Origin of the sequence: Cupriavidus sp. L7L (assembly GCF_004353535.1) — a bacterium.
Classification (GTDB): Bacteria; Pseudomonadota; Gammaproteobacteria; order Burkholderiales; family Burkholderiaceae; genus Cupriavidus; species Cupriavidus oxalaticus_A.
Genome location: NZ_SMNY01000046.1, coordinates 22638 through 46838 on the forward strand (window position 1 = coordinate 22638; position 24201 = coordinate 46838).

Annotated in this window: 17 protein-coding genes; 11 read left to right on the top strand and 6 right to left on the bottom strand. The window is 68.6% G+C overall.

The window, feature by feature from the left end:
• The first annotated feature begins 241 nt into the window (after nt 1-241).
• Together E1J61_RS30870 and E1J61_RS30875 are read left to right on the top strand one after the other, a co-directional pair.
• Nucleotides 242-589 carry a cytochrome c gene (locus E1J61_RS30870; protein WP_133097676.1) on the top strand — a complete coding sequence of 116 codons (348 nt, stop codon included), beginning with the start codon at nt 242-244 and terminating at the stop codon, nt 587-589.
• A 10-nt stretch (nt 590-599) separates the two neighbouring features.
• Nucleotides 600-998, top strand: coding sequence for a c-type cytochrome (locus E1J61_RS30875; RefSeq protein WP_133097677.1), 399 nt, complete (start codon nt 600-602; stop codon nt 996-998).
• 86 nt (nt 999-1084) lie between these two features.
• On the opposite strand, the gene E1J61_RS30880 is transcribed toward E1J61_RS30875, so the two are convergent.
• Nucleotides 1085-2098 carry an FAD:protein FMN transferase gene (locus E1J61_RS30880; protein ID WP_371704893.1) on the bottom strand — a complete coding sequence of 338 codons (1014 nt, stop codon included), beginning with the start codon at nt 2096-2098 and terminating at the stop codon, nt 1085-1087.
• A gap of 291 nt (nt 2099-2389) precedes the next feature.
• Between E1J61_RS30880 and nosZ the strand changes: the two genes are divergently transcribed.
• From nosZ to E1J61_RS30910, 6 genes are all read left to right on the top strand, one after another.
• Nucleotides 2390-4327: a TAT-dependent nitrous-oxide reductase gene (gene nosZ / locus E1J61_RS30885; protein ID WP_133097678.1), complete on the top strand. Its 1938-nt coding sequence runs from the start codon at nt 2390-2392 to the stop codon at nt 4325-4327.
• A gap of 68 nt (nt 4328-4395) precedes the next feature.
• Nucleotides 4396-7011 carry a NosR/NirI family protein gene (locus E1J61_RS30890; RefSeq protein WP_133097679.1) on the top strand — a complete coding sequence of 872 codons (2616 nt, stop codon included), beginning with the start codon at nt 4396-4398 and terminating at the stop codon, nt 7009-7011.
• Nucleotides 7008-8261 (top strand): nitrous oxide reductase family maturation protein NosD, encoded by a 1254-nt coding sequence (locus tag E1J61_RS30895; protein ID WP_133097680.1) that lies wholly within the window; start codon nt 7008-7010, stop codon nt 8259-8261. Before E1J61_RS30890 ends, E1J61_RS30895 begins: the two co-directional genes overlap by 4 nt.
• 1 nt (nt 8262) lies before the next feature.
• Nucleotides 8263-9198 (top strand): ABC transporter ATP-binding protein, encoded by a 936-nt coding sequence (locus tag E1J61_RS30900; RefSeq protein ID WP_195428085.1) that lies wholly within the window; start codon nt 8263-8265, stop codon nt 9196-9198.
• The gene (locus tag E1J61_RS30905) at nt 9195-10034 is read left to right on the top strand and encodes an ABC transporter permease (RefSeq protein ID WP_207951284.1); all 840 of its coding nucleotides are present in this window, start codon (nt 9195-9197) and stop codon (nt 10032-10034) included. Before E1J61_RS30900 ends, E1J61_RS30905 begins: the two co-directional genes overlap by 4 nt.
• The gene (locus E1J61_RS30910) at nt 10034-10567 is read left to right on the top strand and encodes a nitrous oxide reductase accessory protein NosL (RefSeq protein WP_133097682.1); all 534 of its coding nucleotides are present in this window, start codon (nt 10034-10036) and stop codon (nt 10565-10567) included. The genes E1J61_RS30905 and E1J61_RS30910 overlap by 1 nt, the downstream gene beginning before the upstream one ends.
• Nucleotides 10568-10601: 34 nt before the next feature.
• Here the strand turns inward: E1J61_RS30910 and aroG are convergent, their stop codons facing one another.
• Entirely contained in the window at nt 10602-11681 is a 1080-nt protein-coding gene (gene aroG, locus E1J61_RS30915) for a 3-deoxy-7-phosphoheptulonate synthase AroG (RefSeq protein ID WP_165971581.1), read from the bottom strand.
• A 470-nt stretch (nt 11682-12151) separates the two neighbouring features.
• Between aroG and E1J61_RS30920 the strand changes: the two genes are divergently transcribed.
• Complete coding sequence (locus tag E1J61_RS30920; RefSeq protein ID WP_133097684.1) at nt 12152-13225, top strand: class I SAM-dependent methyltransferase; 1074 nt, start codon at nt 12152-12154, stop codon at nt 13223-13225.
• 43 nt (nt 13226-13268) lie between these two features.
• Here the strand turns inward: E1J61_RS30920 and tldD are convergent, their stop codons facing one another.
• From tldD to E1J61_RS30935, 3 genes are all read right to left on the bottom strand, one after another.
• A complete protein-coding gene (tldD, locus tag E1J61_RS30925; RefSeq protein ID WP_133097685.1) occupies nt 13269-14729 on the bottom strand; it encodes a metalloprotease TldD in 1461 nt (486 codons plus the stop codon).
• A 126-nt stretch (nt 14730-14855) separates the two neighbouring features.
• On the bottom strand, nt 14856-15677 hold the full coding sequence (locus E1J61_RS30930) for a carbon-nitrogen hydrolase family protein (protein ID WP_133097686.1): 822 nt from the start codon (nt 15675-15677) through the stop codon (nt 14856-14858).
• A gap of 53 nt (nt 15678-15730) precedes the next feature.
• Entirely contained in the window at nt 15731-20104 is a 4374-nt protein-coding gene (locus tag E1J61_RS30935) for a YhdP family protein (protein ID WP_371704892.1), read from the bottom strand.
• Between the two features lie 165 nt (nt 20105-20269).
• Here E1J61_RS30935 and glnE point away from each other — a divergent pair, with 165 nt between their 5' ends.
• Complete coding sequence (gene glnE, locus E1J61_RS30940; RefSeq protein WP_207951285.1) at nt 20270-23296, top strand: bifunctional [glutamate--ammonia ligase]-adenylyl-L-tyrosine phosphorylase/[glutamate--ammonia-ligase] adenylyltransferase; 3027 nt, start codon at nt 20270-20272, stop codon at nt 23294-23296.
• Nucleotides 23297-23303: 7 nt separating this feature from the next.
• A complete protein-coding gene (gene rrtA, locus E1J61_RS30945; protein WP_133097687.1) occupies nt 23304-23957 on the top strand; it encodes a rhombosortase in 654 nt (217 codons plus the stop codon).
• A gap of 37 nt (nt 23958-23994) precedes the next feature.
• Here the strand turns inward: rrtA and mprA are convergent.
• A partial coding sequence (gene mprA, locus E1J61_RS30950) for an MprA protease, GlyGly-CTERM protein-sorting domain-containing form (protein ID WP_133097688.1) occupies nt 23995-24201 on the bottom strand: 207 nt, incomplete at its 5' end.

Below are 24201 nucleotides of genomic sequence, written 5' to 3' on the forward strand. Positions count from 1 at the left end.
TCCGGCAGTCCGCGCTCAGAAGTCCCAGCGGCCCGCCCGGGTCGCGGCGATTGCGCGAGGTGGTTCCAGAATGTGTTCCACATCACGGCAATGATCCCGGATGCCGAATGTCTGGGCGGGTCTGGCGGGTTGCACCTCTTGCAACCCCACCGACAAGCCAGGCTTTCCCAGAAGCATTCTGAAACCGTCTCCGCCCGGCAGGGCAGGTCACGCACGGTTTAATTTCCAATCCGCAAAGACAATGAAAAAGCTCCTCACGATGGTGGTGCTGGGCGCGGCTGCAATGGGCGCGCAGGCACAGGAAGTCAAGGGCAATGGAGACGCTGCCAAGGACAAGGTTGCAATGTGCATCGGATGCCACGGCATTCCGGGCTACCGTGCGTCATTCCCCGAGATCTATGAAGTGCCGATGCTGGGCGGCCAGAGCGCCAAGTACATCGAAAACGCGCTGAAGGCGTACCAGAAGGGCGAGCGCAAGCACCCGACCATGCGCAGCATCGCGGCCACGCTGACCGAGCAGGAAATCGCCGACGTGGCGGCCTACTACTCGCAGCAGAAGCCGAATACCCAGAACAACGCCCTGAAGTAAGAGACCCATCATGAAGACGCTCAAGACGCTTTCGATCGCGCTCGGCGCACTCGTGCTGGGTGCCGCCGCACTGCCGGTTTCGGCCGCCGACCTCGCCAACGGCAAGGCGCTGGTGGAAAAGGGTGCCTGCGTGGCCTGCCACGGCGCGGGCATGAACAAGCCGATTTCCCCCGACTATCCCAAGCTGGCCGGCCAGCATGCCGACTACCTGTACCACGCGCTGCTGTCGTACCAGGTGTCGGGCAACGCGCTGGTGGGCCGCTCCAATGCAATCATGGCCGGCCAGGTCAATGCCAATCCGGCCGTGACCGGCAAGGATGGCAAGCCGCGTCCGTTCACGCGCAAGGAGTTGAAGGATATCGCTGCGTATATCGAGTCGCTGCCGGGCGACCTGGTGCTTAAGAAGTAAGCCGTAGCGGCGACCGTCGCGCCGTTGCAGAGGAAAAGGCCGCCTTGGACAGGCGGTTTTTTCTTTGGGCGGCGCGCCGGCGCGTCCTACGCCGCCACACCTGCCAGCCGGCGGCGCATCCCTGCCGTAAGCCAGGGCTCACCGTCGCCGACGACCAGCGCATCGACGCCGGCCGCATCGAGCAGCAGGCCGGCCGCGGCGGACTTGCCAGCCACCATCAACGCGGCACCGAGTCCATTGACCGCCACAGCCGGTGAAGCCACCAGCGTCACGCCATGCGGGCCCGACGCCGGCATGCCGGTGGCGGGGTCGAGCACGTGGTGGTAGCGCCTGCCGTTGGCGACGAAGCAGCGCTCATAGTCGCCCGATGACGCTACCACGGCGTCGGATACCTCCAGTACGCCCAGCAGCCGTGCCGGTGCGCGCGGATCGCGCACGCCCACGCGCCAGTCGCGCCCTTGCAGCTGGCCGCTCGCCAGCACATCGCCGCCGCCATTGATCATGGCATGATGCAATCCATGCCTGCGCAGTGCCTGCATGCCGGCCTGCAGGATCGGCAGCTTGGCGATGCCGCCCAGGTCCAGGCGCATGCCGGGGCGCAGCAGCATCGCTTCGCCCCGGCGTTCGTCGAGCATGACCTGCCGGTAGTCCACCAGCGTCCGTTCGCGTGCCAGCTCGGCGGAAGCCGGTACGCGTGCATTGCCTTCACCGAAGTGCCAGCCGGCAAAGGCGCCGACGGTGATGTCAAACGCGCCACCGGTGCGCGCCGACAGTGCTGCCGCCGCTTGGAGCACTGCCATCAGTTCCGGTGCGACCGGCACCGGCTGCCGGCCCGCTGCGCGCTGCAGCGCGCTGACCTGGCTGTCCGGCCGGTAGCGCGACATCAATTGCTCCAGGCGCGCCATTTCCGCAAAGGCGGCGGCGATGCCGGACCTTGCAGCCTGGTAAGAACTGTCCTGCACCACGATATCGACCTGCGTGCCCAGCAGGCGCCGCGATGCGCGCGTGACCGTGGCATCGGCCAACGCGGGCCTGACGAACATGGCGGTGGCAAGCATCGGCATGGTGGCCGCGGCGGCGCGCAGAACGTTGCGCCGCATGGCGTCGATGCGAGAGGAGGAAGACAGCGTTGCCGGCAGGGTCTTGGCGCGCATGACAGGATGGGCGGCGCATGCCGCGTTAGTCGTTGACGTTGTGGTGTCGCCATTCTCCGGGCAGTCTTCCAAAAAAACATGCATCAAAAATGAATATTTAAGATATCCATGACGACCGTCAACCTCGTTCACGCCAACTGCTTCGACTATCTGTAACCGGCAACATCAGGCCACCCACACAACGAAGAGAGCAGGCGGAGCCCTCCGCCCATTGCAATGACGGTTCGAGGATCGAAGATGACGAGGCATTCGCAAGACCCACTGGCACACACCGATGCACCGGCGGCACCGGGACGAAGGCGCTTTATCAATACCGCGGCGCTGGCCGGGCTGGCCGGCGTGGCGGCGTGCACGGACAAGGGCGCCGCGCCCGCCGCGGCCACCGCGGCAAGCGTTGCCCAGGCAGGACATGGCGGCGCCCCTGCCGGCGTGTCGGTGCACCTGAAGCCGGGCGAGCTCGATACTTACTACGGCCTGTGGAGCGGCGGCCATGCGGGCGACGTGCGCGTGCTGGGCCTGCCCTCGGGGCGCGAGCTGCACCGCATCCCGTGCTTTGTGCCCGATGCACTGACCGGCTGGGGCATCACCAATGAATCCAAGCGCGTGATGGGCACGCGCCCCGACGGCAACGTGCTGTACACCGTCGGCGACACGCACCACGTGCATGCCTCGTACAAGGACGGCAACTACGATGGCCGCTACGCGTGGATCAACGACAAGATCAACGCGCGGCTGGCGCGCATCCGGCTCGACTATTTCGTCTGCGACAAGATCACCGACCTGCCCAACGTGCAGGGTTTCCACGGCATCTTCCCGGACAAGCGCGACCCCGTCGACGCGAACATCAACTACACCACGCGCGTGTTCTGCGGCGCGGAGTTCGCCCTGCCGCTGCCCAATACGCCGACCGAGGACGCCGGCAAGTACCGCTCGCTGTTCACCTGTGTCGATGCGGAGACGATGGCGGTGCGCTGGCAGGTGCTGATCGACGGCAATTGCGACCTGGTCGCAACCTCGTACGACGGCAAGCTGGCTGCCACCAACCAGTACAACGTCGAGATGGGCGCGCGCTATGAAGACATGATGTCGGCCGAGCGCGATGCCTGCCTGTTCTTCAACATCGCCCGCATCGAGGCTGCGATCAAGGATGGGAAATTCAAGACCATCGGCGATTCGAAGGTGCCGGTGGTCGACGGCACGCACGCGGCCAACGCCGACCCGAAGACCGCGCTGACCACCTACGTCTCGGTGCCGAAGAACCCGCACGGCGTCAATGCCAGCCCGGACCAGAAGTACTTCATCTGCGCCGGCAAGCTGTCGCCGACCGGCACCGTGATCGAACTGGCGAAGGTGCTGGACTGGTTCGACGGCAAGCTGGAGACGCCCGACGATGCCATCGTCGCCGAGGTCGAGCTGGGCCTGGGGCCGCTGCATACCGCCTTCGACGGGCGCGGCAATGCCTACACCACGCTGTTCCTCGACAGCCAGATCGTCAAGTGGAATATCGACGCGGCGATCCGCTTCCACAAGGGCGACAAGAACGCCAAGTACGTGGTCGACCGGCTCGACGTGCAGTACCAGCCCGGCCACCTGAACGCCTCCCAGTCCGAAACCGTCGCCGCCGACGGCAAGTTCCTGGCAGTGGGCTGCAAGTTCTCCAAGGATCGTTTCCTGCCGGTGGGGCCGCTGCATGCCGAGAACGAGCAGCTGATCGATATCTCGGGCGACAAGATGGTGCTGCTGGCGGACCATCCGGTGCACAGCGAGCCGCACGATTTCATCATCTTCCGTCGCGAGCTGCTGCGGCCGAAGCAGGTCTATGCGCTGGATGATTTCCCGCTGGCGGTGAAGGATCCGCAGCAGTCGGGCGTGTTCCGCAACGGCAGGAAGGTGACGGTGAAGATCACGTCGCAGGCGCCGGTGTTCTCGCTGCGCGAAATCAAGTTGAAGAAGGGCGACGAGGTCACGCTGATCCTGACCAACCTGGACAAGATCGAAGACCTGACGCACGGGTTTGCCATCCCCAAGTACAACATCAACTTCATCGTCAATCCGCTCGAGACCGCGTCGGTAACCTTTGTCGCCGACAAGCCGGGCGTGTTCTGGTGCTACTGCACCCACTTCTGCCACGCGCTGCATCTTGAGATGCGCAGCCGCATGATCGTCGAGGCCTGAGACGGCATGCGTGGATGACCTGGCGCGGTGCCCGCTGCTGCGCCGGTCGTCCCTTGCCCCCAATTCCCATGATCCACGCAATTCTCGAACGGCTTGCGGCGGGCTTCGCCGTGTGCCTGCTGGCGCTTGGCTTTGCCGTGCCGGCGCACGCCGGCGCTTACGAGGCGGCCTTGCCGCCGGAACTGTCCACCGCGGCGGACCTGTGCGCGCTGGTGTCCTGCACCGAAGTGCTGCCCGGCGCCACCAGCTTCTCTCCGCGCAAGGGACAACCGCCCTACGTCGAAGGCTATCGCACTGGCGCGGACGGCAAGCGCGAGGTGCTCGGGTACGTGATGTTGTCCACCGACATCACCGATACGCCAGCGTATTCCGGCAAGCCGGTGGTGACGCTGATCGGCATGGATACGCGAGGGCAGTACACCGGAGTCAGGGTGCTGAAGCATTCCGAGCCGATCCTGCTGCTGGGCATCCCGGAATCGGCGCTGCTCGATTTCAACCAGCAGTACGTCGGCAAGTCGGTTGCCGACAAGATCGAGGTCGGGCAGTCGCGGCCGGACGAAGGCGTGGTCGGTGTCGATGCGATTTCCGGCGCCACCGTGACGGTGATCGCGCAGAACCAGGTGCTGACCACGTCGGGCGCGGCAGTGGCGCGGCAGGTTGGCATCCTGGCGCCGGCGAAGCGGGCACCGGCGCGGTTCGCCGAAAGCGGAAAACAATATGGCTGGCAGCAACTGGTGGCCGGCGGACTGGTGCAGCGGCTGCTCGTGCAGCCGGCGCAGGTCGGGCTGCCCGGCAGCGGCGAGCCCTTTATCGAACTGTGGTTTGGCGATCTCAATCATCCCGACATCGGCCGCAGCGTGCTGGGCGATGCCGGCTGGCAGGGGCTGCGCGCGCAGCTAAAGCCTGGCGAGCACGCCATTTTCGTGGTCCGCACCCGGGGGGCGGAATCGTTCAAGGGCTCGGGCTTCGTGCGCGGCGGCATCTACGATCGCGTGCAGGTGCGCCAGGGTGCCGACGCGTTCACCTTCCGCGACCTGGACTACCTCAACCTCTACGGCGTCGCGGCGGAGGGCGCGCCGGCGGTGACGGAGTCGGCGATCTTCGTGATCCGGTCGCCGGCGTTTTCCGCGGCGTATCCGTGGAAGCTGTCATTCCTCGGCAATCGCGTCGACCGCGCCACCGGCACGCGCAGCTTCGCCAGCTTCGATGCGCCATACTGGCTGCCGGCAGCGATGCTGCAGGGCGGCCGGCCGCAGCTCGACGAACCCGAGGCGCCGTGGCGCAAGGTCTGGCGCAAGCAGGCCACCGCAATTGGCCTGTTCATCGCGCTGCTCGGCGCGGTCACGCTGGTCTACGCACTGCGCGACCGCCTGACGCGGCGCGCTACACACAAGAACAAATGGCCGGTCAATGCGTTCAAATACACCGCCTGGGCGCTCAGCATTGTCTTTGTCGGCTTCGGCGCGATGGCGCAGCCATCGATCACGCAGGTGCTGACGTGGTTCCATGCACTGCTGCTGCGCTGGGACTGGGCGTTGTTCCTCAGCGATCCCTTTATCTTCTGCTTCTGGATCTTCATCATCATCACCGTGTTGCTGTTCGGGCGCGGGCTGTTCTGCGGCTGGCTGTGCCCGTTCGGCTCGCTGTCCGAGGCGATCTACAAGCTGGGCCGTTTCCAGGGCCTGAAGCGATGGCAGCGGCAGTTGCCGCGCCGCTGGCATGACCGGCTCAAGTGGGTCAAGTACGGCGTGTTCTTCGGGCTGCTGGCGGTGTCGGTGTTTTCGATGGCTCTGGCCGAGATGCTGGCGGAGATCGAGCCGTTCAAGACGACCTTCCTGGTCGGCATCCCGAACCGCGCGTGGCCCTACGGGCTGTTCGCCTGCACGCTGCTGGGACTGTCGCTGTTCATTGAACGGCCTTACTGCAAGTACCTGTGCCCGCTCGGCGCCGCACTGGCAATGCCCAGCACGTTCCGCTGGTTTGGCCTGCGGCGCAAGCCCGACTGCAACCACTGCAAGGCATGCGCGGTGGGCTGCGGCGCGCAGGCGATCGATGCCGATGGCCGCATCGACCATCGCGAATGCCTGCATTGCCTCGACTGCATGGTGCTCTATACCGATACGCGCGGCTGCCCGCCGCTGGCGCGCGAGCGCAAGCGGCGCGAACGCGACGGGCTGCCGCTGACGCCGGTGGGACGCAACGGGTATTTCATCCCGCTGGTGCCGGTGCCGGTGCCGGCTGAAGCGGCGCAGCCGTCGGGCCCGGATCCGCGCATGCCGACGGACCCGGTGGCGCCCCCCTACGCGGTAACGGCCGGCGTCGCGCGCTGGGTCGCCGAGCTGTGGGACCACTTGTGTCCATGGAGCGGGCAGGGCTGGCGCACCGCTGCCGCACTGCAGCTGGCGGGCCTCGCGGTGGCGCTGGCCGCAACCGTTGCGTGGGCACTGGCGGCCAGCGGACAGATGCGCGCCGGCGCGGTGATCGGCTGGTGGCTGGGCTGGAGCCTCTATGAAATGCTGATCCGCCTGTCCGGCAAGCGCTATGTCAAGGATGGCCCGTGGTGGCGCGGCCGTTACCGGCGCGCAACTGTGATGGACATGCTTAGCTATGTCGGCTTCAAGAACCTGCTGGTCGGCGCGTTGCTGTTCCTGGCGCTGAAGGCGATGGGGATGCTGGCCGCATGAAGCTGCTGCCTGGTATCGTGCTCCTATGGATAAGCTGCGCGCAGGCCGCGACCTGGCGCGTGCAGCCCGGCCAGTCGCTGCAGGCAGCGATCGATGCCGCCGGCGCGGGGGACACCATCGAGATCGCGCGCGGCCACTACACCGGCAACTTCGTCATCGACAAGCCGCTGGTGCTGCGCGGCATCGCGCGGCCCACGCTCGGCGGCGCGCTGCGCGGCGATACGCTGCGCATCACGGCGCCGGACGTGACCGTCGAAGGCCTGATCGTGCGCGACTCCGGCGACAGCCTGAAGGACCAGAACGCCGGCATCTATATCCGCCCCGGCGCGCACCGCGCCGTGGTGCGCCATTGCGACCTGACCTACAACCTGTTCGGGCTGTGGATCGAGAAGGCCGACGATGTCCGCATCGAACGCAACACCATCACCGGCAAGCGCGACTACAACTCGGCGCAGCGCGGCAACGGCGTGCAGCTCTACAACACGCGCGGCGCACGCATCCTCGACAACAACATCAGCTTCGTGCGCGATGCACTCTATGTCGATGTCTCGCACCACGCCATCTTTCGCGGCAACCGGCTGCACCACAGCCGCTACGGCACCCATTACATGAACTCGTACCACAACCTGTGGGAAGGCAACGACAGCTACCGCAACCGCGGCGGGCTGGCGCTGATGGAGGTGCGCGACCAGGTCGTGCGCAACAACCGCACCTGGGGCAATGCCGACCACGGCATCATGCTGCGCACGCTGCAGGACTCGGTGATCGAAGGCAATGTGGTCGCCGGCAACCAGCGCGGCTTCTTTATCTACGACGTCGAGTACGCGACGCTGCGCGGCAACCTGGTGCTGGGCAATGCGATCGGCGTGCACCTGTCGGCCGGCTCGACGCGCAACGTGGTGCAGGGCAACGATTTCATCGGCAACCGCGAGCCGGTGCGCTACGTGGGCGCGCGCGACGAGCCGTGGGGCGGGCGCGGACAGGGCAACTACTGGAGCGGCTACCTGGGCTGGGACCGCGACGGCGATGGCGTGGGTGACGTGCCATACCAGGCCAATGACCTCGTCGACCGGCTCGGCTGGCGCTACCCCGGGGTGACGCTGCTGCTGGGCAGTCCGGCGCTGCAGGCGCTGCGGCTGGCGGCACGGCAGTTCCCGGTGATCCGGGCGCCGGGCGTGGTCGATGCCTATCCGCGGATGCGCCCGGTGCGCGCCAACTGGAGGGACTGGGATGCTCAGACCGGCAACTGAAATGATCACGGATGCCATTGCGCTGACCGGCGTCAGCCGGCACTTCGGCTCGCTGCGCGCCGTGGACGATGTCAGCCTCAGCGTGGGGCAGGGCGAACTGATCGGGCTGATCGGGCATAACGGCGCGGGCAAGAGCACGCTGTTCAGGATGATGCTGGGGCTGTTGCCGCCCACGCATGGCACCTTGCGCGTCGCCGGTGCCGACGTGGGCAGCCGCGCCTTTCGCGCCGCGCGGCGCGGCATCGGCTACCTGCCCGAGCATCTGGTGCTGTATGACAACCTGAGCGGGCTCGAAACGCTGCGCTTCTTCGCGCGCCTGAAGGGCGTGAACGCGGATGCCTGCGCGCCGATGCTCGACCAGGTCGGCCTGTCCGCCGCCGCCGCACGGCCGGTGCGCGAGTATTCGAAAGGGATGCGCCAACGGCTCGGTTTCGCGCAGGCGCTGCTCGGCGCACCGCGCGTGCTGTTTCTCGACGAACCGACCAACGGGCTGGACCCGGCGGCAATCCGCGACTTCTACCGGATGCTCGACGCGCTGCGCGAGCGCGGCGTGACCATCGTCATCACCTCGCACATCCTGGCCGAGCTGCAGCAGCGCATCGACCGCTTCGCCATTCTTGCCGGCGGCCGCTTGCAGGCCACCGGCAGCCTGGAGGCGCTGCGCGCGCAGGCGGGGCTGCCGCTGACACTGCGGTTGCGCCTCGAACCGGGCGCGCGCGAGCACGCGCTGCGCCTGCTGCGGACGCAAGCGTACGGCATGATCGAAGTGGTGGACGAGATGGAGGAAGGGCCGGATGAACTGACCGTGCGCTGTCCCGTTGCCGCCAAGATGCCGATGCTCGCCGCATTGCAGCCGCTTGCGGGCCGCCTGCGTGACCTGCAGATCCGCGAGCCCTCGCTCGAAGACCTGTTCCTCGGCATGCGGGGGCAAGCATGAGCGCGCGCATCGATGCAAGGCAGGTGGCAGCGATCGCCGCCAAGGAATTCCGCGACCGCATGCGCAACCGCTGGGTGCTGGCCGTGGCCGTCGTCTTCACCGCGCTGTCGGTGGCGATCGGCTATTTCGGCGGCGCCGAGCAGGGTGTGCTCGGACCGCGTTCGCTGGAGTTCGTCATCACCAGCCTGGCGAGCCTGGTGATCTACCTGGTGCCGATGATCGCGCTGCTGCTCGGCTTCGATGCCGTGGTGGGCGAGCGCGAGCGCGGCTCGCTGGACCTGCTGCTGTCGTTGCCGCTGACGCGCGGCGAGCTGTTGCTGGGCAAGTACCTCGGGCTGGCCGCCGCATTGCTGCTTGCCACCGCCGGCGGCTTTGCCTTGATGGCGCTACTGCTGGCGCGCCAGTTCGGCTGGGCCGGCCTGTACCACTACCTCGGCTTTGTCGCCAGCGCCGGGCTGCTCGGCCTGGCGTTCCTGAGCCTGGCGCTATGGCTGTCGGTGCTGTCGCGCGACCGCGCGCAGGCATCGGGCCTGGCGATCGGCCTGTGGTTCTTTTTCGTGCTGGTGTTCGACCTGCTGCTGCTCGGGCTGCTGGTCGCCGGCGCGGGCGAGGGCGGCGCCAGCGGGTCCGGCACCGATTGGATCGCGTGGCTGCTGCTGCTGAACCCCGCGGACCTGTTCCGCATCGTCAATGCCTTTTCACTCGACCAGTTGCGCAGCGCCGGCGGCGTTGCCAGCATCGTGCCGCCGGCGCTGGCCAGCCCCTGGCCCACCGGCGCGGCGCTGCTGGCGTGGATTGCCGTGCCGCTGGTCCTTGCTGCCAGGAGATTCCGCTGATGTGTTCCCCATCCTCTTTGCGCCGCCGCCACCTGATGCTTGCCATGGCCGGCGCCACGGTCCTCGTTGCCGCCTGCGGCAAGAAGCCGGAAGGCACCGCGCAGCCGCAGGAAATCGAATCCGCCACCGCCTGCGTGCTGGATGGCATGCTGCTGGCCGACTATCCCGGCCCCAAGGCGCAGATCTTCTACGCCGGCGACGCGCGCCCGCAGTGGTTTTGCGACACAGTGGAAATGTTCCACGCACTGCTGCGGCCCGAGCAGGTCAGGCCGGTGCGCGCGGTGTTCGTGCAGGACATGGCGCGGGCTGACTGGGAACGGCCGCGCGGCCACTGGTTCGATGCCACCACCGGCGTGTATGTCGCCGGCAGCGGGCGCCACGGATCGATGGGGCCGACGCTGGCGAGCTTCCGCGCCGAGAGCGATGCCAGCGCCTTTATCGCCCGCCATGGCGGCAGGCTGCGGCGCTACGCCGAGGTGACGCCGGAACTGGCGGACCTCGGCGGCGGCGCCATGCACGACAGCCGGATGTAGCCGGCGGTCATGCGAGGCGCGCGCCTCTGATGCCTCAGTTGCCGCTGCCCGGCACCAGGCGGCGCTGGCGCACCGACTCCGCCAGGCCTTCCAGCACCTTGACCGATTCATCCCAGCCGATGCAAGCATCGGTGACCGACTGGCCGTAGGTCAGGTTTTCCACCGGCGTGCCTTGCACGTGGTCCTGGCGGCCCGCCACCAGGTGCGATTCGACCATCACGCCGATGATGCGCTGGTCGCCGCCGGCGATCTGGCGGCCGATGTCTTCGCACACCGGGATCTGGTTCTCATGCTTCTTGCTGCTGTTGGCATGCGAGGCATCGATCATCAGGCGCGAGGCCAGCCCGGCCTTGGCGATGGCGTCGCACGCTTCCTGCACGCTGGCGGCATCGTAGTTGGGCGCCTTGCCGCCGCGCAGGATCACGTGGCAGTCCTCGTTGCCCGAGGTCGACACGATCGCAGAGTGGCCGCCCTTGGTCACCGACAGGAAATGGTGCGGTTGCGACGCGGCCTTGATCGCGTCCACCGCGATCTTGACGTTGCCGTCGGTGCCGTTCTTGAAGCCCACCGGGCACGACAGTCCGGAGGCCAGCTCGCGGTGCACCTGCGACTCGGTGGTGCGCGCGCCGATCGCGCCCCAGCTGACCAGGTCGGCGATATATTGCGGGCTGATCATGTCGAGGTACTCGGTACCGGTCGGCACGCCCAGCTCGCTGATGTTCAGCAGCAGCTCGCGCGCGGTGCGCAGGCCGTCGTTGATCTTGAAGCTGCCGTCCATGTGCGGGTCGTTGATCAGGCCCTTCCAGCCCACCGTGGTGCGCGGCTTCTCGAAGTAGACGCGCATCACCACTTCCAGCTCGTTGGCGAAGCGGTCGCGCTGCACCTTGAGCAGCTTGGCGTATTCCAGCGCGGCGCGGGTATCGTGGATGGAGCACGGGCCGATGATGACGATGAGCCGGTCATCCATGCCGTGCAGGATGCGGTGCATGGCCTGGCGCGCGCCGTAGATCACGTCCGAAGCCGCTTCTGAGCAGCCAAATTCGCGGATCAGGTGCGCCGGCGGCAGCAGCTCCTTGAGTTCGCGAATGCGCAGGTCGTCGGTGTTCTTCAGCATGATGGCTCCGTGAATCTTGTGAGGTCGTGAGAGTGGGGAAGCAATGGGGTATAAAAAAACCGCCAGGGTCGCTGGCGGTTTTTTTTGTATTCGGGGCGCTTACAGCCGTCCCTCCCTATCCGCCAGCGGTGTGAGATCGCTAAAGAAGTAAAAGTAAAACTTAGCGGACATGGCGGAAAAGGATGTTGGCTGAGGTCAGCTTGATTCGATTTTGTGGATAGGCGCTGGATTCATGCTGCACTGCGTGGCAGAAAGGCAGAAAATTGCGCGCCGGTCGACAATTGTTCGGCGTGCCTCGGTTGCCTGCGGCGCGACGAAGCATCTTTATAGCGCCTTTTGCCGGGGTTGGCAAGTGTCCGCGGCGCCGCGTGCGGCACCGCACGGTAGCTGTCGTGGCGCGCCGCTTCCTGCTGTATCGCCTGAGGCCGCCGCCTATATTGAACGGGAGGGAGCGCACGGGGAGGTGCATCATGAGCGTCGACGAGGCGAGGCTGAATGCCTTCATGGAGAAGTTCGTCCACGATATCGGCGCGGTGATGCACGCCGCCACCGTGGTGGTCGGCGATGAACTGGGCCTGTACAAGGCCATGGCGGAAAAGCCGATGACCGCCGATATGCTGGCGCAAAAAACCCGTACCGACGTGCGTTACCTGCGCGAATGGCTGTCGGCCCAGGCCGCCAGCGGCTACGTCGACTACGATCCCGACAGCGCGGAATTCAGCCTGAACGAAGAGCAGGCCTTTGCACTGGCGCAAGAGGGCAGCACGGCGTTCATTCCAGGCGCGTTCCAGATAGCGGTGGCGCAGTTCCGCGCTATCCCGAAGATGATCGACATCTTCCGCAACGGGCGCGGGCTGGGCTGGCATGAACACGACCCGGCGCTGTTCCACGGCACCGAGCGCTTTTTCCGGCCGGGCTATTCCGCGCACCTGGTCTCGGAATGGATCCCCGCGCTCGACGGCATCGAGGCGCGGCTCAGGCGCGGGGCCAGCGTGGCCGATCTGGGTTGCGGCCATGGCGCCTCGACCATCATCATGGCGCAGGCCTATCCGGCCTCGCGTTTTGTCGGCTTTGACTACCACGAGCCTTCGGTACGCCATGCCACCGAGGCCGCGCGGCGCGCGGGGGTAGGCGACCGCGTGCGCTTCGAAGTGGCCAGCGCCAAGGACTACGCCGGCAAGGACTACGACCTGGTGGCGGTGTTCGACTGCCTGCACGACATGGGCGACCCCGTGGGCGCGGCACGGCACGTGCGCGAGACGCTGCGGCCGGACGGCGCATGGATGATCGTCGAACCGTTCGCCAACGACAAGCTGGAAGACAACCTCAATCCCGTCGGGCGCGTGTTCTATTCCGCCTCCACGTTCATCTGCACGCCGGCGTCGCGCTCGCAGGAAGTGGGGCTGTGCCTGGGGGCGCAGGCAGGCGAGGCGCGCATGCGCGGCGTGGCCGAGCAGGCCGGCTTCGGCAGCTTCCGCAGGGCGGCGCAGACGCCGTTCAACCTGGTGTACGAGGCGCGGCCGTTCGCCCCCGACACACTATGAAAAACGGGACCCGCGGGTCCCGTTTCGTTGTGGCGATGCGGCGTCAGGCCGTGCCGCCCACCGTCATGTTTTCGATCCGCAGCGTCGGCTGGCCCACGCCCACCGGCACGCTCTGGCCTTCCTTGCCGCAAACGCCAACGCCGGAATCCAGGCGCATGTCGTTGCCGATCATGGTCACGTCCTTCAGCGATTCGGGGCCGTTGCCGACCAGCGTCGCGCCCTTGACCGGGTACGTGATCTTGCCATCCTCGATCATGTACGCCTCGCTCGCAGAGAACACGAACTTGCCGTTGGTGATATCGACCTGGCCTCCGCCGAAGTTGACCGCATAGAGGCCCTTCTTGACGCTGGCGATGATTTCCTGCGGGTCCCTGTCGCCGTTGAGCATGTAGGTGTTGGTCATGCGCGGCATCGGCAGCGCGGCATAGCTTTCGCGGCGCGCGTTGCCGGTGACCGGCATCTTCATCAGGCGCGCGTTGAGCGTGTCCTGCATATAGCCGCGCAGGATGCCGTCCTCGATCAGCGTGGTGCACTGGGTCGGGTTGCCTTCGTCGTCCAGGTTGAGCGAGCCGCGGCGGTTGGCCAGCGTGCCGTCGTCAACCACCGTCACGCCCTTGGCCGCGACGCGTTCGCCCATGCGGCCGGAAAATGCCGACGAGCCCTTGCGGTTGAAGTCGCCTTCCAGGCCATGGCCGACCGCCTCATGCAGCAGCACGCCGGGCCAGCCCGGGCCCAGCACGACGGTCATCGCACCGGCCGGGGCGGGGCGGGCGTCAAGGTTGACCAGCGCTGACGACACGGCTTCCTCCACGTACTTCTGCAGCAGGTCGTCAGTGAAATAGCCATAGGCATAGCGGCCGCCGCCGCCCGACGAGCCGATCTCGCGCCGCCCGCCCTGTTCGGCGATCACTGTCACCGACACGCGCACCAGCGGGCGCACGTCGGCGGCGATCACGCCGTCGCTGCGCGCCACCAGCACCACGTCGTACTCGCCGGCCAGGCCTGCCATCACCTGCACCACGCGCGGGTCCTTGGCGCGCGCCATGCGTTCGATGCGCTCGAGCAGCGCCACCTTTTCGGCGGCGGTCATCGAATCGAGCGGGTCGTTGGGCGCGTACAGGTTGCGGCCGGCGTGCGAGGCCAGCTCGCCCGCCACCTTGACGCGGCCGTTGCCCGCGCGGCCGATGGTGCGGGTGGCGGCAGCCGCCTGCGACAACGCGGCCAGGCTGATGTCGTCCGAATAGGCAAAGGCGGTCTTGTCGCCCGACACGGCGCGCACGCCCACGCCCTGGTCGATGCTGAAGCTGCCCGACTTGACGATGCCTTCTTCCAGGCTCCAGGCCTCGTTGCGGGTGTACTGGAAGTACAGGTCGGCGTAGTCGACCTTGTGCGTGAAGATATCGGCCAGCACGCGCTGCAGCTTGGCCTCGTCCAGGCCGTATGGCGCCAGCAGCAGTTGCTGCGCGGTGGCCAGGTTGCGGATTCCGAGATCGCCGGCGTTCATGAGATGTCCTTTCTTCTGTTTGCCGCCCCGGCAAGCCATGGAATTGCCGGTGGCATGAAATACCTGGTGCGGGTGCCGGATGAGATCAAATGCGCGATCACATGCGGCCCCGCGGTTGCGTACATGCTACAGCACCCGGTGACGCAATGCCGGCAGGTTTTGCCGGACCTCTTCGAGCCGCGTCGGGTCGATGGTGCCGGCCACCACGCCTTCGCCTTCGGGCAGCATGGCCAGCACTTCACCCCACGGGTCGACCAGCATCGAATGGCCCCAGGTGCGGCGGCCGTTCTCATGCTTGCCACCCTGTGCGGCGGCCAGCACATAGCACTGGTTTTCAATGGCCCGTGCGCGCAGCAGGATTTCCCAGTGCGCCTGGCCGGTGGTGTAGGTGAAGGCGGCCGGCATCAGGATCAGGCTGGTGCCCGCGCCGGACGCCAGCCCGCGGTACAGCTCGGGAAAGCGCAGGTCGTAGCACACCGACATGGCCACGCGGCCGCACGGTGCATCGAAGCTGACCGGGGTGCGGCCGGCCAGGATGGTGCGCGATTCGTCATAGCTTTCGGCTCCGCGCGTGAAGCCGAACAGGTGGATCTTGTCGTACCGCGCCACGCGTTCGCCGCGCGGGTCGAAGGCGAGCGAGGTGTTGTACACGCGCTCCGGGTCGTCGCACCACATCGGCAGCGTGCCGCCCACCAGCCAGATGCCATGGCGGCGCGCGGCGCCGGCCAGGAACTGCTGGACCGGGCCATCGCCGTCGTGCTCGCGCACCGCCACCTTGTCCGCTTCGGAGCGGCCCATCATGCAGAAGTATTCGGGCAGCAGCACCAGCTGCGCGCCGCCGGCTGCGGCCTCGGCGATCAGCGCCTCGGCGCGCGCGAGGTTGGCATCGAGCGAAGTGCCGGTAACGGTCTGCACGGCGGCCACGCGGAACGGGGCGGGGGCGGTCATGGGCGTTGGTTTCCTCTTTGGACTCTCTTGAGTTCTCTCGGACGGCAGCGGCTTCAGTGCGGGAGCGCGGGCTCGGCGCGGTTCTGGAAGCGGGGGGCTTGCATATTATTCTCCTCCACTTTGCCGATCTGCGGGTTGGCCCAGCTGCCGGTGATGCGGTAGTGCTGGGTGAATACCTTGGAGAACTCGTCGGCAAACAGCAGTTGCGCGGCGAGCGTGCCGATGCCCAGCACCGGGTTGATAAAGGCGGCCGCCACCGAGGTCGAGGTGGCATTGATGCGCGGCACCACCTCCACGCGCAGGTCCTGGGTCTCGCGCAGCAGGTTGGCGGTGCCGCTCATGCTGGCGATGATCTGCGGGCTCTTGAGTTCGAAATCCTGGATGGTGCCGACCCCGTTCTCGATCGTGCCAGAGCCCGAAATGCGGTCGAACAGCAGTCCGCGCCCCGACAGGCTGCGGAAGTCCAGCGTGGCAAAGCGCAGCAGCCCCTGCAGGCTGAGCACGCCCAGCAGCCGCGCTGCGCCCGGTTCGACGCTCAGGATCTGGCCATTCTCCAGGTCGAGCGACAGCTTGCCGGACAACGTCGGGTAGTCGATCGACAGCGGCGAGCCGCGCCAGGCCACGCGGCCTTCCAGCTTGCCCTTGCCGTCGCGCAGCGTGTGCGGCAGCCCCAGGCGGTCGAGCGTGGCGCCGGCGTCGCCCATGTCGATGACGAACGACAGCAGGGTGCGGCGCTCGGTACTGCCGTCGGCGCGCAGCCGGCGCGGCACGCGCCAGCTGCCGTGGCCGGTCAGCGTGGCATCGGGCTGTTCGATCCTCAGCTTGTCCAGGGTCCAGACCGGGTCGGTGCCGCTGGTGCCGGTATGCGCCTTGACCTCCAGCTTGCCGAAGTCGTGGCCGCGCAGCATGAACTGCTCGGCGACCAGGTCGATGGCGGGCAGTTCGTCGATGCTGCTGGCGAGGGCGTCGACCACGTTCTGCTCGTCGCTGGCGTCGGGCACGTTCAGGCGCGACAGTCGCAATTGCAGCGCGCCCGTGGCATTGGCGCCAGCGGTACCGGCGGCCGGCTGCCACTGCACGGCGCCGGCGATCTGGCGCGATTCGATCCTGGCATTCCAGCCGTCGCGCTCGCGCGTGGCGTCGAGCGCGACGTCGTCGAGCGTGCGGCCCATGCCATGGAGCGTGCCGGCGCGCAGCGCAATGCGCCCGGGCAGGAAGGGCGAGGGGCGCCCGCCGTCGCCCGTGGAGGCCGGTCCGGCAAAGGCCGCGCGCCAGGCGTCTATGTCAAGCCGGTCGAAGGTCGCCGCGGCGCTGACGCCGGCCATCGGCGCGGGCGCCGCCTGTTGCACGCCAATGCCACCGGCGACGACTTCGATGCCATTGCCGCCGTTCTGGTCGCGGCGCAACAGGTAGCGTGCGTTGAGGGCGTTGCCCAGCTGCAGCGCCAGTTCGTCGATGCCGGCGCGGCCGGGCGCGGGGCGCAGCTCGAGGCGCAGCGGCAGGTCGTGCGCCGCCGCCTTGGCCAGCGGTGCCGGCAATCCGATCGCCATGCCGTTGAGCGATGAATTCAACTGCACCTGCAGCTCGTGTTCGCGCATCGCGATCACGGTGTTGTAGCCGGTGCTGCCTTCCAGCCTGGCCGCCAGCGGCGCCAGTGCCGAGCCTGCCGCGGCCTCGCGCAGGCCCGCGGCCGAGACGGTGCCGCTCGCGGTGACGCGCGTGGCCCCTTCCGGCTGGGTGCCGCCGCCGAGCTTGACTTCGCCGCCCAGGAAGCGCGCGCGCAGGTTCTCCAGCCCGAACCCGTGCTCGTTGAACGTGATGTCGCCGCTGGCATTGCCGAATGCCGGCAACTGCGGGCTGAGCACCACGTCGTTGCCGGGGAAGCGGAAACGGCCCTCCACCTTGGCCGCGTTGGCGTGCTCCAGCGGCATGTCGAGCTTGAGCCTGAGTTCGCCGTTGCCATGCGCGCGTGCCGCGTCGGCCACGCGCGCGGTCCATTCGCGCACCGGCGAGGCGGCGATATAGCGCAGGAAGCCCTGCACCGGCCCGCTGGCGCCGCCGTCGATGGCGAGGCGGCCATGCTCGCTGAGGTCGTCGATGCGGCCGCTGACGTCCTGCAGCACCACGCCCGGGATGTCGTGCACCGAGGCGCGCCGTGCCAGGAAGGTCATGCCGCCGCGGTCAAATGTGACCTGTCCGGCGATGTCGGTGAACACCGGCCACAGCGGCGCGCCCCCCGCGCCAGTCTCGTGCGGTGCAATCTGGTAGCTGACGCGCTCGATCGGCACGTCGACGCGGAACTCGCCCGCCTTCTCGAACGGCGCGTGGAACGGGAAATGCTCCAGGTCGCCCCTGAGCACGAAGCTGACGCCGGCCGCGTCGCCGCTCATCAGCGCGCCCGCGAGGTAGTGCCGCGTGCCCGCCGGGATGGTCTGCGGCAGGTAGCGCGGCACGCGCGCGACCTGGGCGCGGGTCATCTCGCCGCTCAGGTCGGCGATGCCGGAGGTGCCGTCGCCACCGGCGCGCCAGGTGCCGCGCACCGAGCCCGCCGCATCCGCGTTGGCAAAACGGATGCCGTCCAGCGTCACCACCAGCTTGCCGCCGGCATGGTGCCAGCGCACGTCGCCGCCGATCTGGTCGAACGGCACGCGCGGCTCCTCGAACAGCCCGGGCACCACCAGCGATGCGTTATTGCCTTCGAAGCGCGCACTGCCTTGCTGGTCGTCGAACGAGAACGTGCCCGACAGGCGCGAGAAACCGGGCGTGCCCAGCCGCGGACGGCCCTTGGTATCCAGGGCCGGCACCGCCGCCTGGCCGTTGACCGAGACGTCGCGCAGCGTGCCCTGCAGGCTGTAGTGGGGCTTGCCACCGCTGCGGTCGAGCATGCCGGCGCGCTCGCGGCTCCAGCTGACGTTGAGGTTGTCGATGTGGCCGGCCGGCTGCAGCGCGCGCAGCCGGCGCAGCACCGCGGTCTCCAGCGGCATCGAGCTGGCCAGCGCGCGCACCGTGTTCAGGTCCAGCGTGGGCGCCTTCAGCGTGAACTTGCGCAGGTTGCCGTCCTTGGCATAAGCCCAGCCGAGCTCGACCTTGCGCATGCCTTCGCGCCAGCTGGCGTCGGCCGGAGCCGCCTGGCCGCTGGCAGGCTGCGGCTGCGGCTGCCACAGCAGCGTGTCGACGGTGAGCAGGTTGCTGCCGTCGCGTTCGGTCCGGTGCAGCAAAAAGGCCTGCGCATTGGCCAGCCGCAGCGGGGCGGCGGCGCCGGCCAGCTGCAGGTCGACGCTGCTGGCGCGCAGACGGGTCTGGCTGCGCACGATGCGGCCCTGGCGGAATTCGATGCTGCCGTCGGTGCTGAAGGTGCCGCTGGCCACGCCCTCGAACATGGCCAGGTAGCGCTGCAGCACCGGCAATTCCAGCTGGGCCACGTCCCAGCTGGCCTGGCCGCTCCAGTAGCGCCAGTTGCCGGCGCTGTGCAGGTAATCGTTGCTGAAGGTGGACTTGACCACCAGCGGGCGCGGGCCCAGCGCCGGCGAGCGCGCTTCCAGCGTCACGGTATGGCGCGAGCCGTCGCGGCGGGTGTCGAGGAGGATTTCGCCGATATCGAGCTGCGGCAGGCCTGCCTTCTCGTCGAGCCAGCGCAGCCTGCCGTCGGACAGCGACACGCGGCCCTGCGACATCAGCCAGCCCAGGAAGCGGTCGTCTTCCTGCTGGCCGCCGGTGGCATCGACCTGCATGCCGCCGACCAGCAGCTTGCCCTCGGGCGTGCGGCGCACCAGGATGTCGGTGCCGGTGGCGCCCAGGCTGACGAACTGCAGGCCCATGCTGAACAGCGAGCGCCACGACAGCTTGCCGTCTAGCGTGGCGGTCGCAAGCAGCACGCGCTTGCCATTGTCCACGGCGCGCAGGTCGCGGGCGCGGAAGGCGGGGTGCCAGCCGTCCCAGTAGGTATCGAGCGCGCCGATGGTGACCTGTGCCGACAGCGCGAGCGAGCCGCGTTCCTCCAGCCATTCGCGCGCGGCCGATGCCTGCGGCCATAGCACGAAGCGGATCAGCAGGCCCGCCACCAGCGCCAGCACGCCCAGCACCAGCGCCAGCCGTACCAGCGCGCGTCCCAGGCCGCGCCAGAACGGGTGGCGCACCATGCGAACGACCGCGCGCGCACCGGCGCCGGCGAGGCCGCGCAGCCGCGCAAGGCCCGACGCGGGGCGCGTCAGGGCAGGGGAATCGATACCTGTAGCAGCCAAGGAATGAGCGGGTGGTGGCGAAGCGGGGTTGTTCGCGGCGTTGTCAGCGGATTTGTTGGCGGAACTGGTAGCGGAACTTTTGACGGTGTCGTTGGCCGGAGCCGGCAGCGTAGCGGCGGCCATATGCCCGCCCGCGCCGCCATTGGGGGGAGCACCGTCAGCGGGTTGTGGGGCGCGGCTGGACATGCGCAGATTATCCGACAATACTAGCCGCTCTCCAATCTGGTGCCCGGCCGGCTACAACAAGAATGCGCGCACCGCGCGCGGCGTGAACCGATGCGGCATGACCCGGGCTCGCCCGCTTTGCCGCCGGTACCGGCCGCACCTTTTCTCGCATTTCAAATTACTGGAATGACTGTCTCTGACCCGACGAGTTCCGCCGCTGGCGATCCCTCCGACCAACATGGCGCGGGCGCCACACCGGGACCGGCTGACCTGGCGGATCCGGCGGCGGCGCTTGCCCCCGGCGAAGGCCCCGGGACCATGACCGCCGGCGCCTTTGCCGTCACTGCGGCGCAGGCTTTGCCGCAGGGTCTGCAGACGGCCGACTGTGGCGGCCACGTATTGTACTCGGCAGCGTATTCGCACTACGCGCGGCGTGTGCTGCTGGCCCGCCCCGAACTGCCCGCGGTGATCGCGGCGGCGGCCGGGCAGCCGCTTACGCGCGCGTGGATGGAGGCGCGGCTGCAGGCGCTGCACGAACCTTCGGCCGATGCCGAGGAAGCCACCAAGCGCACCTTGCGCCGGCTGCGCGCCGAAGTCATGTGCGCGGTGATCGAGCGCGACCTGCGCGGCCTGGCCGCGCTGGGCGAAATCACCGGCGCCATGACCGACCTGGCCGAACTGGCGATCCAGCATGGCCTGGCGGTGCTCGGCGCCGATCTCGCCGCTACCTTCGGGCGCCCGGTCGGCGAGCAGAGCGGCGAGGTGCAGGAGCTGGTGGTGGTCGGCATGGGCAAGCTCGGCGGGCGCGAGCTCAATGTCTCGTCCGACATCGACCTGATCTTCCTGTATGACGAAGACGGCGACACGCAGGGCGGCACGCGCAGCCTGTCCAACCATGAGTATTTCATCCGCCTCGGCCGCCGCCTGATCAACCTGCTTGCCGAGGTGACCGCCGATGGCTACGTGTTCCGCGTCGACATGCGGCTGCGGCCCAATGGCGACGCCGGCCCCCTGGCGTGCAGCCTCGGCATGCTGGAGGAATACCTGGTGGTGCAGGGGCGCGAGTGGGAGCGCTACGCCTGGATCAAGGGCCGTGTGGTGTCGGCGCTCGGCACGCCGCACGCGCAGCGCACCGCCGGCCTGCTGGCGCGCCTGACCACGCCGTTCGTGTTCCGGCGCTACCTGGACTACGGCGTGATCGCGGCGATCCGCTCGCTGCATGCGCAGATCCGCAGCGAGGCCGCCAAGCGCAGCGGCGGGCTGGCGGGCCACGGCATGAATATCGGCAGCCAGCGCTCGTTCAATATCAAGCTCGGCCGCGGCGGTATCCGCGAGATCGAATTCATGGCGCAGGTGTTCCAACTGATCCGCGGCGGCCAGGATCCCGCGCTGCGCGTGCGGCCCACGCTGGAAGTGCTGGGGGTGGCGGTCGAGCGCGGCCTGCTGCCCGCCGGCCAGGCCGGACAGCTGGGCGACGCCTACCGCTTCCTGCGCCAGCTGGAGCACCGCCTGCAGTACCGCGACGACGCCCAGACCCATCACCTGCCGACCTCGGAAGACGAGCGGCTGGCGGTGGCGCGGATGATGGGCTGTGCCAGCTGGAACGAACTGCTGGCGCGGCTGGCGGCGCTGCAGGAGCCGGTGGCGCAGCAGTTCGAGGCCACCTTCTCCGACCCCGACGCCGCGCCCTGCGAGGCGCTGTGGCCCGACATCGTGCTCGACGACAACGCCGCGCGCGCGCAGGACAACCAGCAGGACGCCGCCGCGCCGGCGTCGGGCGGGGAGGATGCGTGCGACGATGCCACGCCGTGCCGGCGCCTGCAGGCGGCCGGCTTCACCGACTGCACCGGCCTGTTCGACCGGTTGCGCGCGATCGCGTCGTCGCTGCGCTACCGTGCGCTGTCCGAGTCCAGCCGCGCCCGCTTCGACCAGCTGGTGAACCGCGCGCTCGACCTGGCCGCGCGCCAGGACGACGCCGACAGCACCATCGCGCGCTTTATCGACTTTCTCGAGGCCATCAGCCGGCGCGCCTCCTACCTGTCGCTGCTGTCCGAGTACCCGCAGGCGATGGACCGCGTTGCGCAGACGCTGCATGCCTCGCGCTGGGCCGCGGCCTACCTGACGCGCCATCCGCAACTGCTGGACGAACTCCTCGACAGCGATGCGCTGGCCGGCGCGCCCGACTGGGCCGCGTTCCGCAAGCGCCTGCACGAGCGGCTGCTGGCCGCCGAAGGGCAGGTCGAGCACCAGATGGACATCCTGCGCCGCGAGCACCACGCCGAGACCTTCCGCGTACTGCTGCAAGACCTGCAGGGCATGCTGACGGTGGAACAGGTGGCCGACCGGCTGTCGGACCTGGCCGACGCCATGCTCGATGCCACGCTGCAGACGGTGTGGCGCCAGCTCGCCACGCGCCATTGCGACACGCCGCGCTTCGCGGTGATCGCCTACGGCCGGCTCGGCGGCAAGGAGCTGGGCTATGCCTCGGACCTCGATATCATCTTCCTGTATGACGACGAGCACGAGAGGGCGCCCGATGCCTACGCCGCCTTCGCGCGCCGGCTGATCACCTGGCTCACCAGCCATACCGCGGCGGGTGCGCTGTTCGACGTCGATACGCGGCTGCGCCCCAACGGCGCGGCCGGCCTGCTGGTCACCGGCTTCGACGCCTTCCGCCGCTACCAGCTGCGCGAGGGCGACAATACCGCATGGGTCTGGGAACACCAGGCGCTCACGCGCGCGCGCTTCTGTGCCGGCGATGCGGCCATCGGCGAGCGCTTCGAGGCGCTGCGCGACGAGGTGCTGCGCCAGGAGCGCGATGCCGCGGTGCTGCGCGGCGAGATCGTGCAGATGCGCCGCAAGGTGGCCGAGGGCCATCCCAATCCCACCAGCCTGTTCGACCTCAAGCACGACCGCGGCGGCATGGTCGACATCGAGTTCACGGTGCAGTACCTGGTGCTGCTGCACAGCCGCGCGCATCCGCAGCTGACGCGCAACGCGGGCAATATCGCGCTGCTGCGCGAGGCCGGCGCGCTCGGGCTGATCGATGCCGCGCTGGCCGTGGCGGTGGGCGACGCCTACCGGCTGTTCCGCGCGCGCCAGCACCAGTTGCGGCTCGACGGCCAGGCGCACGCGCGCTTGGCGGCGGAATCGGTTGCCGGACAGAGGGCGCAGGTGCGCACGCTGTGGCAGGCCGTGTTCGGTGAGGACTGAGGCCACCATGGCCACGAAGGCCACGCCCGCCGCGGCGGCCCCGGGCCGTCCCGCCGGTGCCTCGTGGCCGGGGCTGCTGGCGGCGAGCGCGCTGGTGTGGGCGCTGTCGGCCTGCTTCACCTTCCTGCCGTGGTGGCACGCCCACGGCCTCTATCTGCGCGATGCAGTACGGCTCGACGGCCAGTGGTGGCGGCTGGCCACCGCCATGTGGGTGCACCTGGGCGCGATGCACTGGCTGGCCAACGCACTTGCGGCCGCGGGGCTGCTGGCGCTGGCCGGGCGTGCGGCGCGGGCGCGCGCCATGCTGCTGGTGTTGCTGGCGTGCGGCCTTGCCGTGCAGGCCGCGCTGCTGCGCGTGCCATCGGTCGGCTGGTATGGCGGCTTGTCCGGCGCCTTGCACGGGCTGGCGCTGTGGGGCGGGCTCAGCCTGTTGCGCGCGCCCGGGTTGTCGCGCGTGCTCGGCGTACTGCTGTGCCTGGGCGTGCTGGCCAAGGTGTGGCTGGAGCAATCGTGGCTGGCGCCGGTGATCTTTGACCCGTCATGGGGGTTCGGCGTGGTGCGCGCCGCGCACGCAGCCGGCGCGGTGGCCGGACTGCTGTGCTGGGTCGTGCAGGAGTGGTGGCTGGCGCGGCGGCCGCTGCGCAGCGCCGACGGCGACTGAGCCGCATCCGCGGCAGGGCAAGCTGGCAGGGCAAGCTTTATGCGCGCCGGCGCAGCGCGAAGCCGAGCAGGCCGGTGCCGGCCAGCGCGAGCGCGAGCCAGCGTGGCACCGCGCCGCCACCGCCACCGCCGGACGGTGCCGGCGCGGCGGCCGCCGGCGGGGCCGACACCGCCGCGGCCAGCGCGTTGTCGGCATCCAGCAGCCCGGCGCCGCACACGCCTGGATTGGTGGTGCAGAAGGTGCC

Excerpts from the sequence above, each read along its gene's own strand:
- E1J61_RS30870 (WP_133097676.1), top strand. The coding sequence starts at position 242 with ATGAAAAAGCTCCTCACGATGGTGGTGCTGGGCGCGGCTGCAATGGGC.
- E1J61_RS30875 (WP_133097677.1), top strand. The coding sequence starts at position 600 with ATGAAGACGCTCAAGACGCTTTCGATCGCGCTCGGCGCACTCGTGCTG.
- E1J61_RS30880 (WP_371704893.1), bottom strand. The coding sequence starts at position 2,098 with ATGCGGCGCAACGTTCTGCGCGCCGCCGCGGCCACCATGCCGATGCTT.
- nosZ (WP_133097678.1), top strand. The coding sequence starts at position 2,390 with ATGACGAGGCATTCGCAAGACCCACTGGCACACACCGATGCACCGGCG.
- E1J61_RS30890 (WP_133097679.1), top strand. The coding sequence starts at position 4,396 with ATGATCCACGCAATTCTCGAACGGCTTGCGGCGGGCTTCGCCGTGTGC.
- E1J61_RS30895 (WP_133097680.1), top strand. The coding sequence starts at position 7,008 with ATGAAGCTGCTGCCTGGTATCGTGCTCCTATGGATAAGCTGCGCGCAG.
- E1J61_RS30900 (WP_195428085.1), top strand. The coding sequence starts at position 8,263 with ATGATCACGGATGCCATTGCGCTGACCGGCGTCAGCCGGCACTTCGGC.
- E1J61_RS30905 (WP_207951284.1), top strand. The coding sequence starts at position 9,195 with ATGAGCGCGCGCATCGATGCAAGGCAGGTGGCAGCGATCGCCGCCAAG.
- E1J61_RS30910 (WP_133097682.1), top strand. The coding sequence starts at position 10,034 with ATGTGTTCCCCATCCTCTTTGCGCCGCCGCCACCTGATGCTTGCCATG.
- aroG (WP_165971581.1), bottom strand. The coding sequence starts at position 11,681 with ATGCTGAAGAACACCGACGACCTGCGCATTCGCGAACTCAAGGAGCTG.
- E1J61_RS30920 (WP_133097684.1), top strand. The coding sequence starts at position 12,152 with ATGAGCGTCGACGAGGCGAGGCTGAATGCCTTCATGGAGAAGTTCGTC.
- tldD (WP_133097685.1), bottom strand. The coding sequence starts at position 14,729 with ATGAACGCCGGCGATCTCGGAATCCGCAACCTGGCCACCGCGCAGCAA.
- E1J61_RS30930 (WP_133097686.1), bottom strand. The coding sequence starts at position 15,677 with ATGACCGCCCCCGCCCCGTTCCGCGTGGCCGCCGTGCAGACCGTTACC.
- E1J61_RS30935 (WP_371704892.1), bottom strand. The coding sequence starts at position 20,104 with ATGTCCAGCCGCGCCCCACAACCCGCTGACGGTGCTCCCCCCAATGGC.
- glnE (WP_207951285.1), top strand. The coding sequence starts at position 20,270 with ATGACTGTCTCTGACCCGACGAGTTCCGCCGCTGGCGATCCCTCCGAC.
- rrtA (WP_133097687.1), top strand. The coding sequence starts at position 23,304 with ATGGCCACGAAGGCCACGCCCGCCGCGGCGGCCCCGGGCCGTCCCGCC.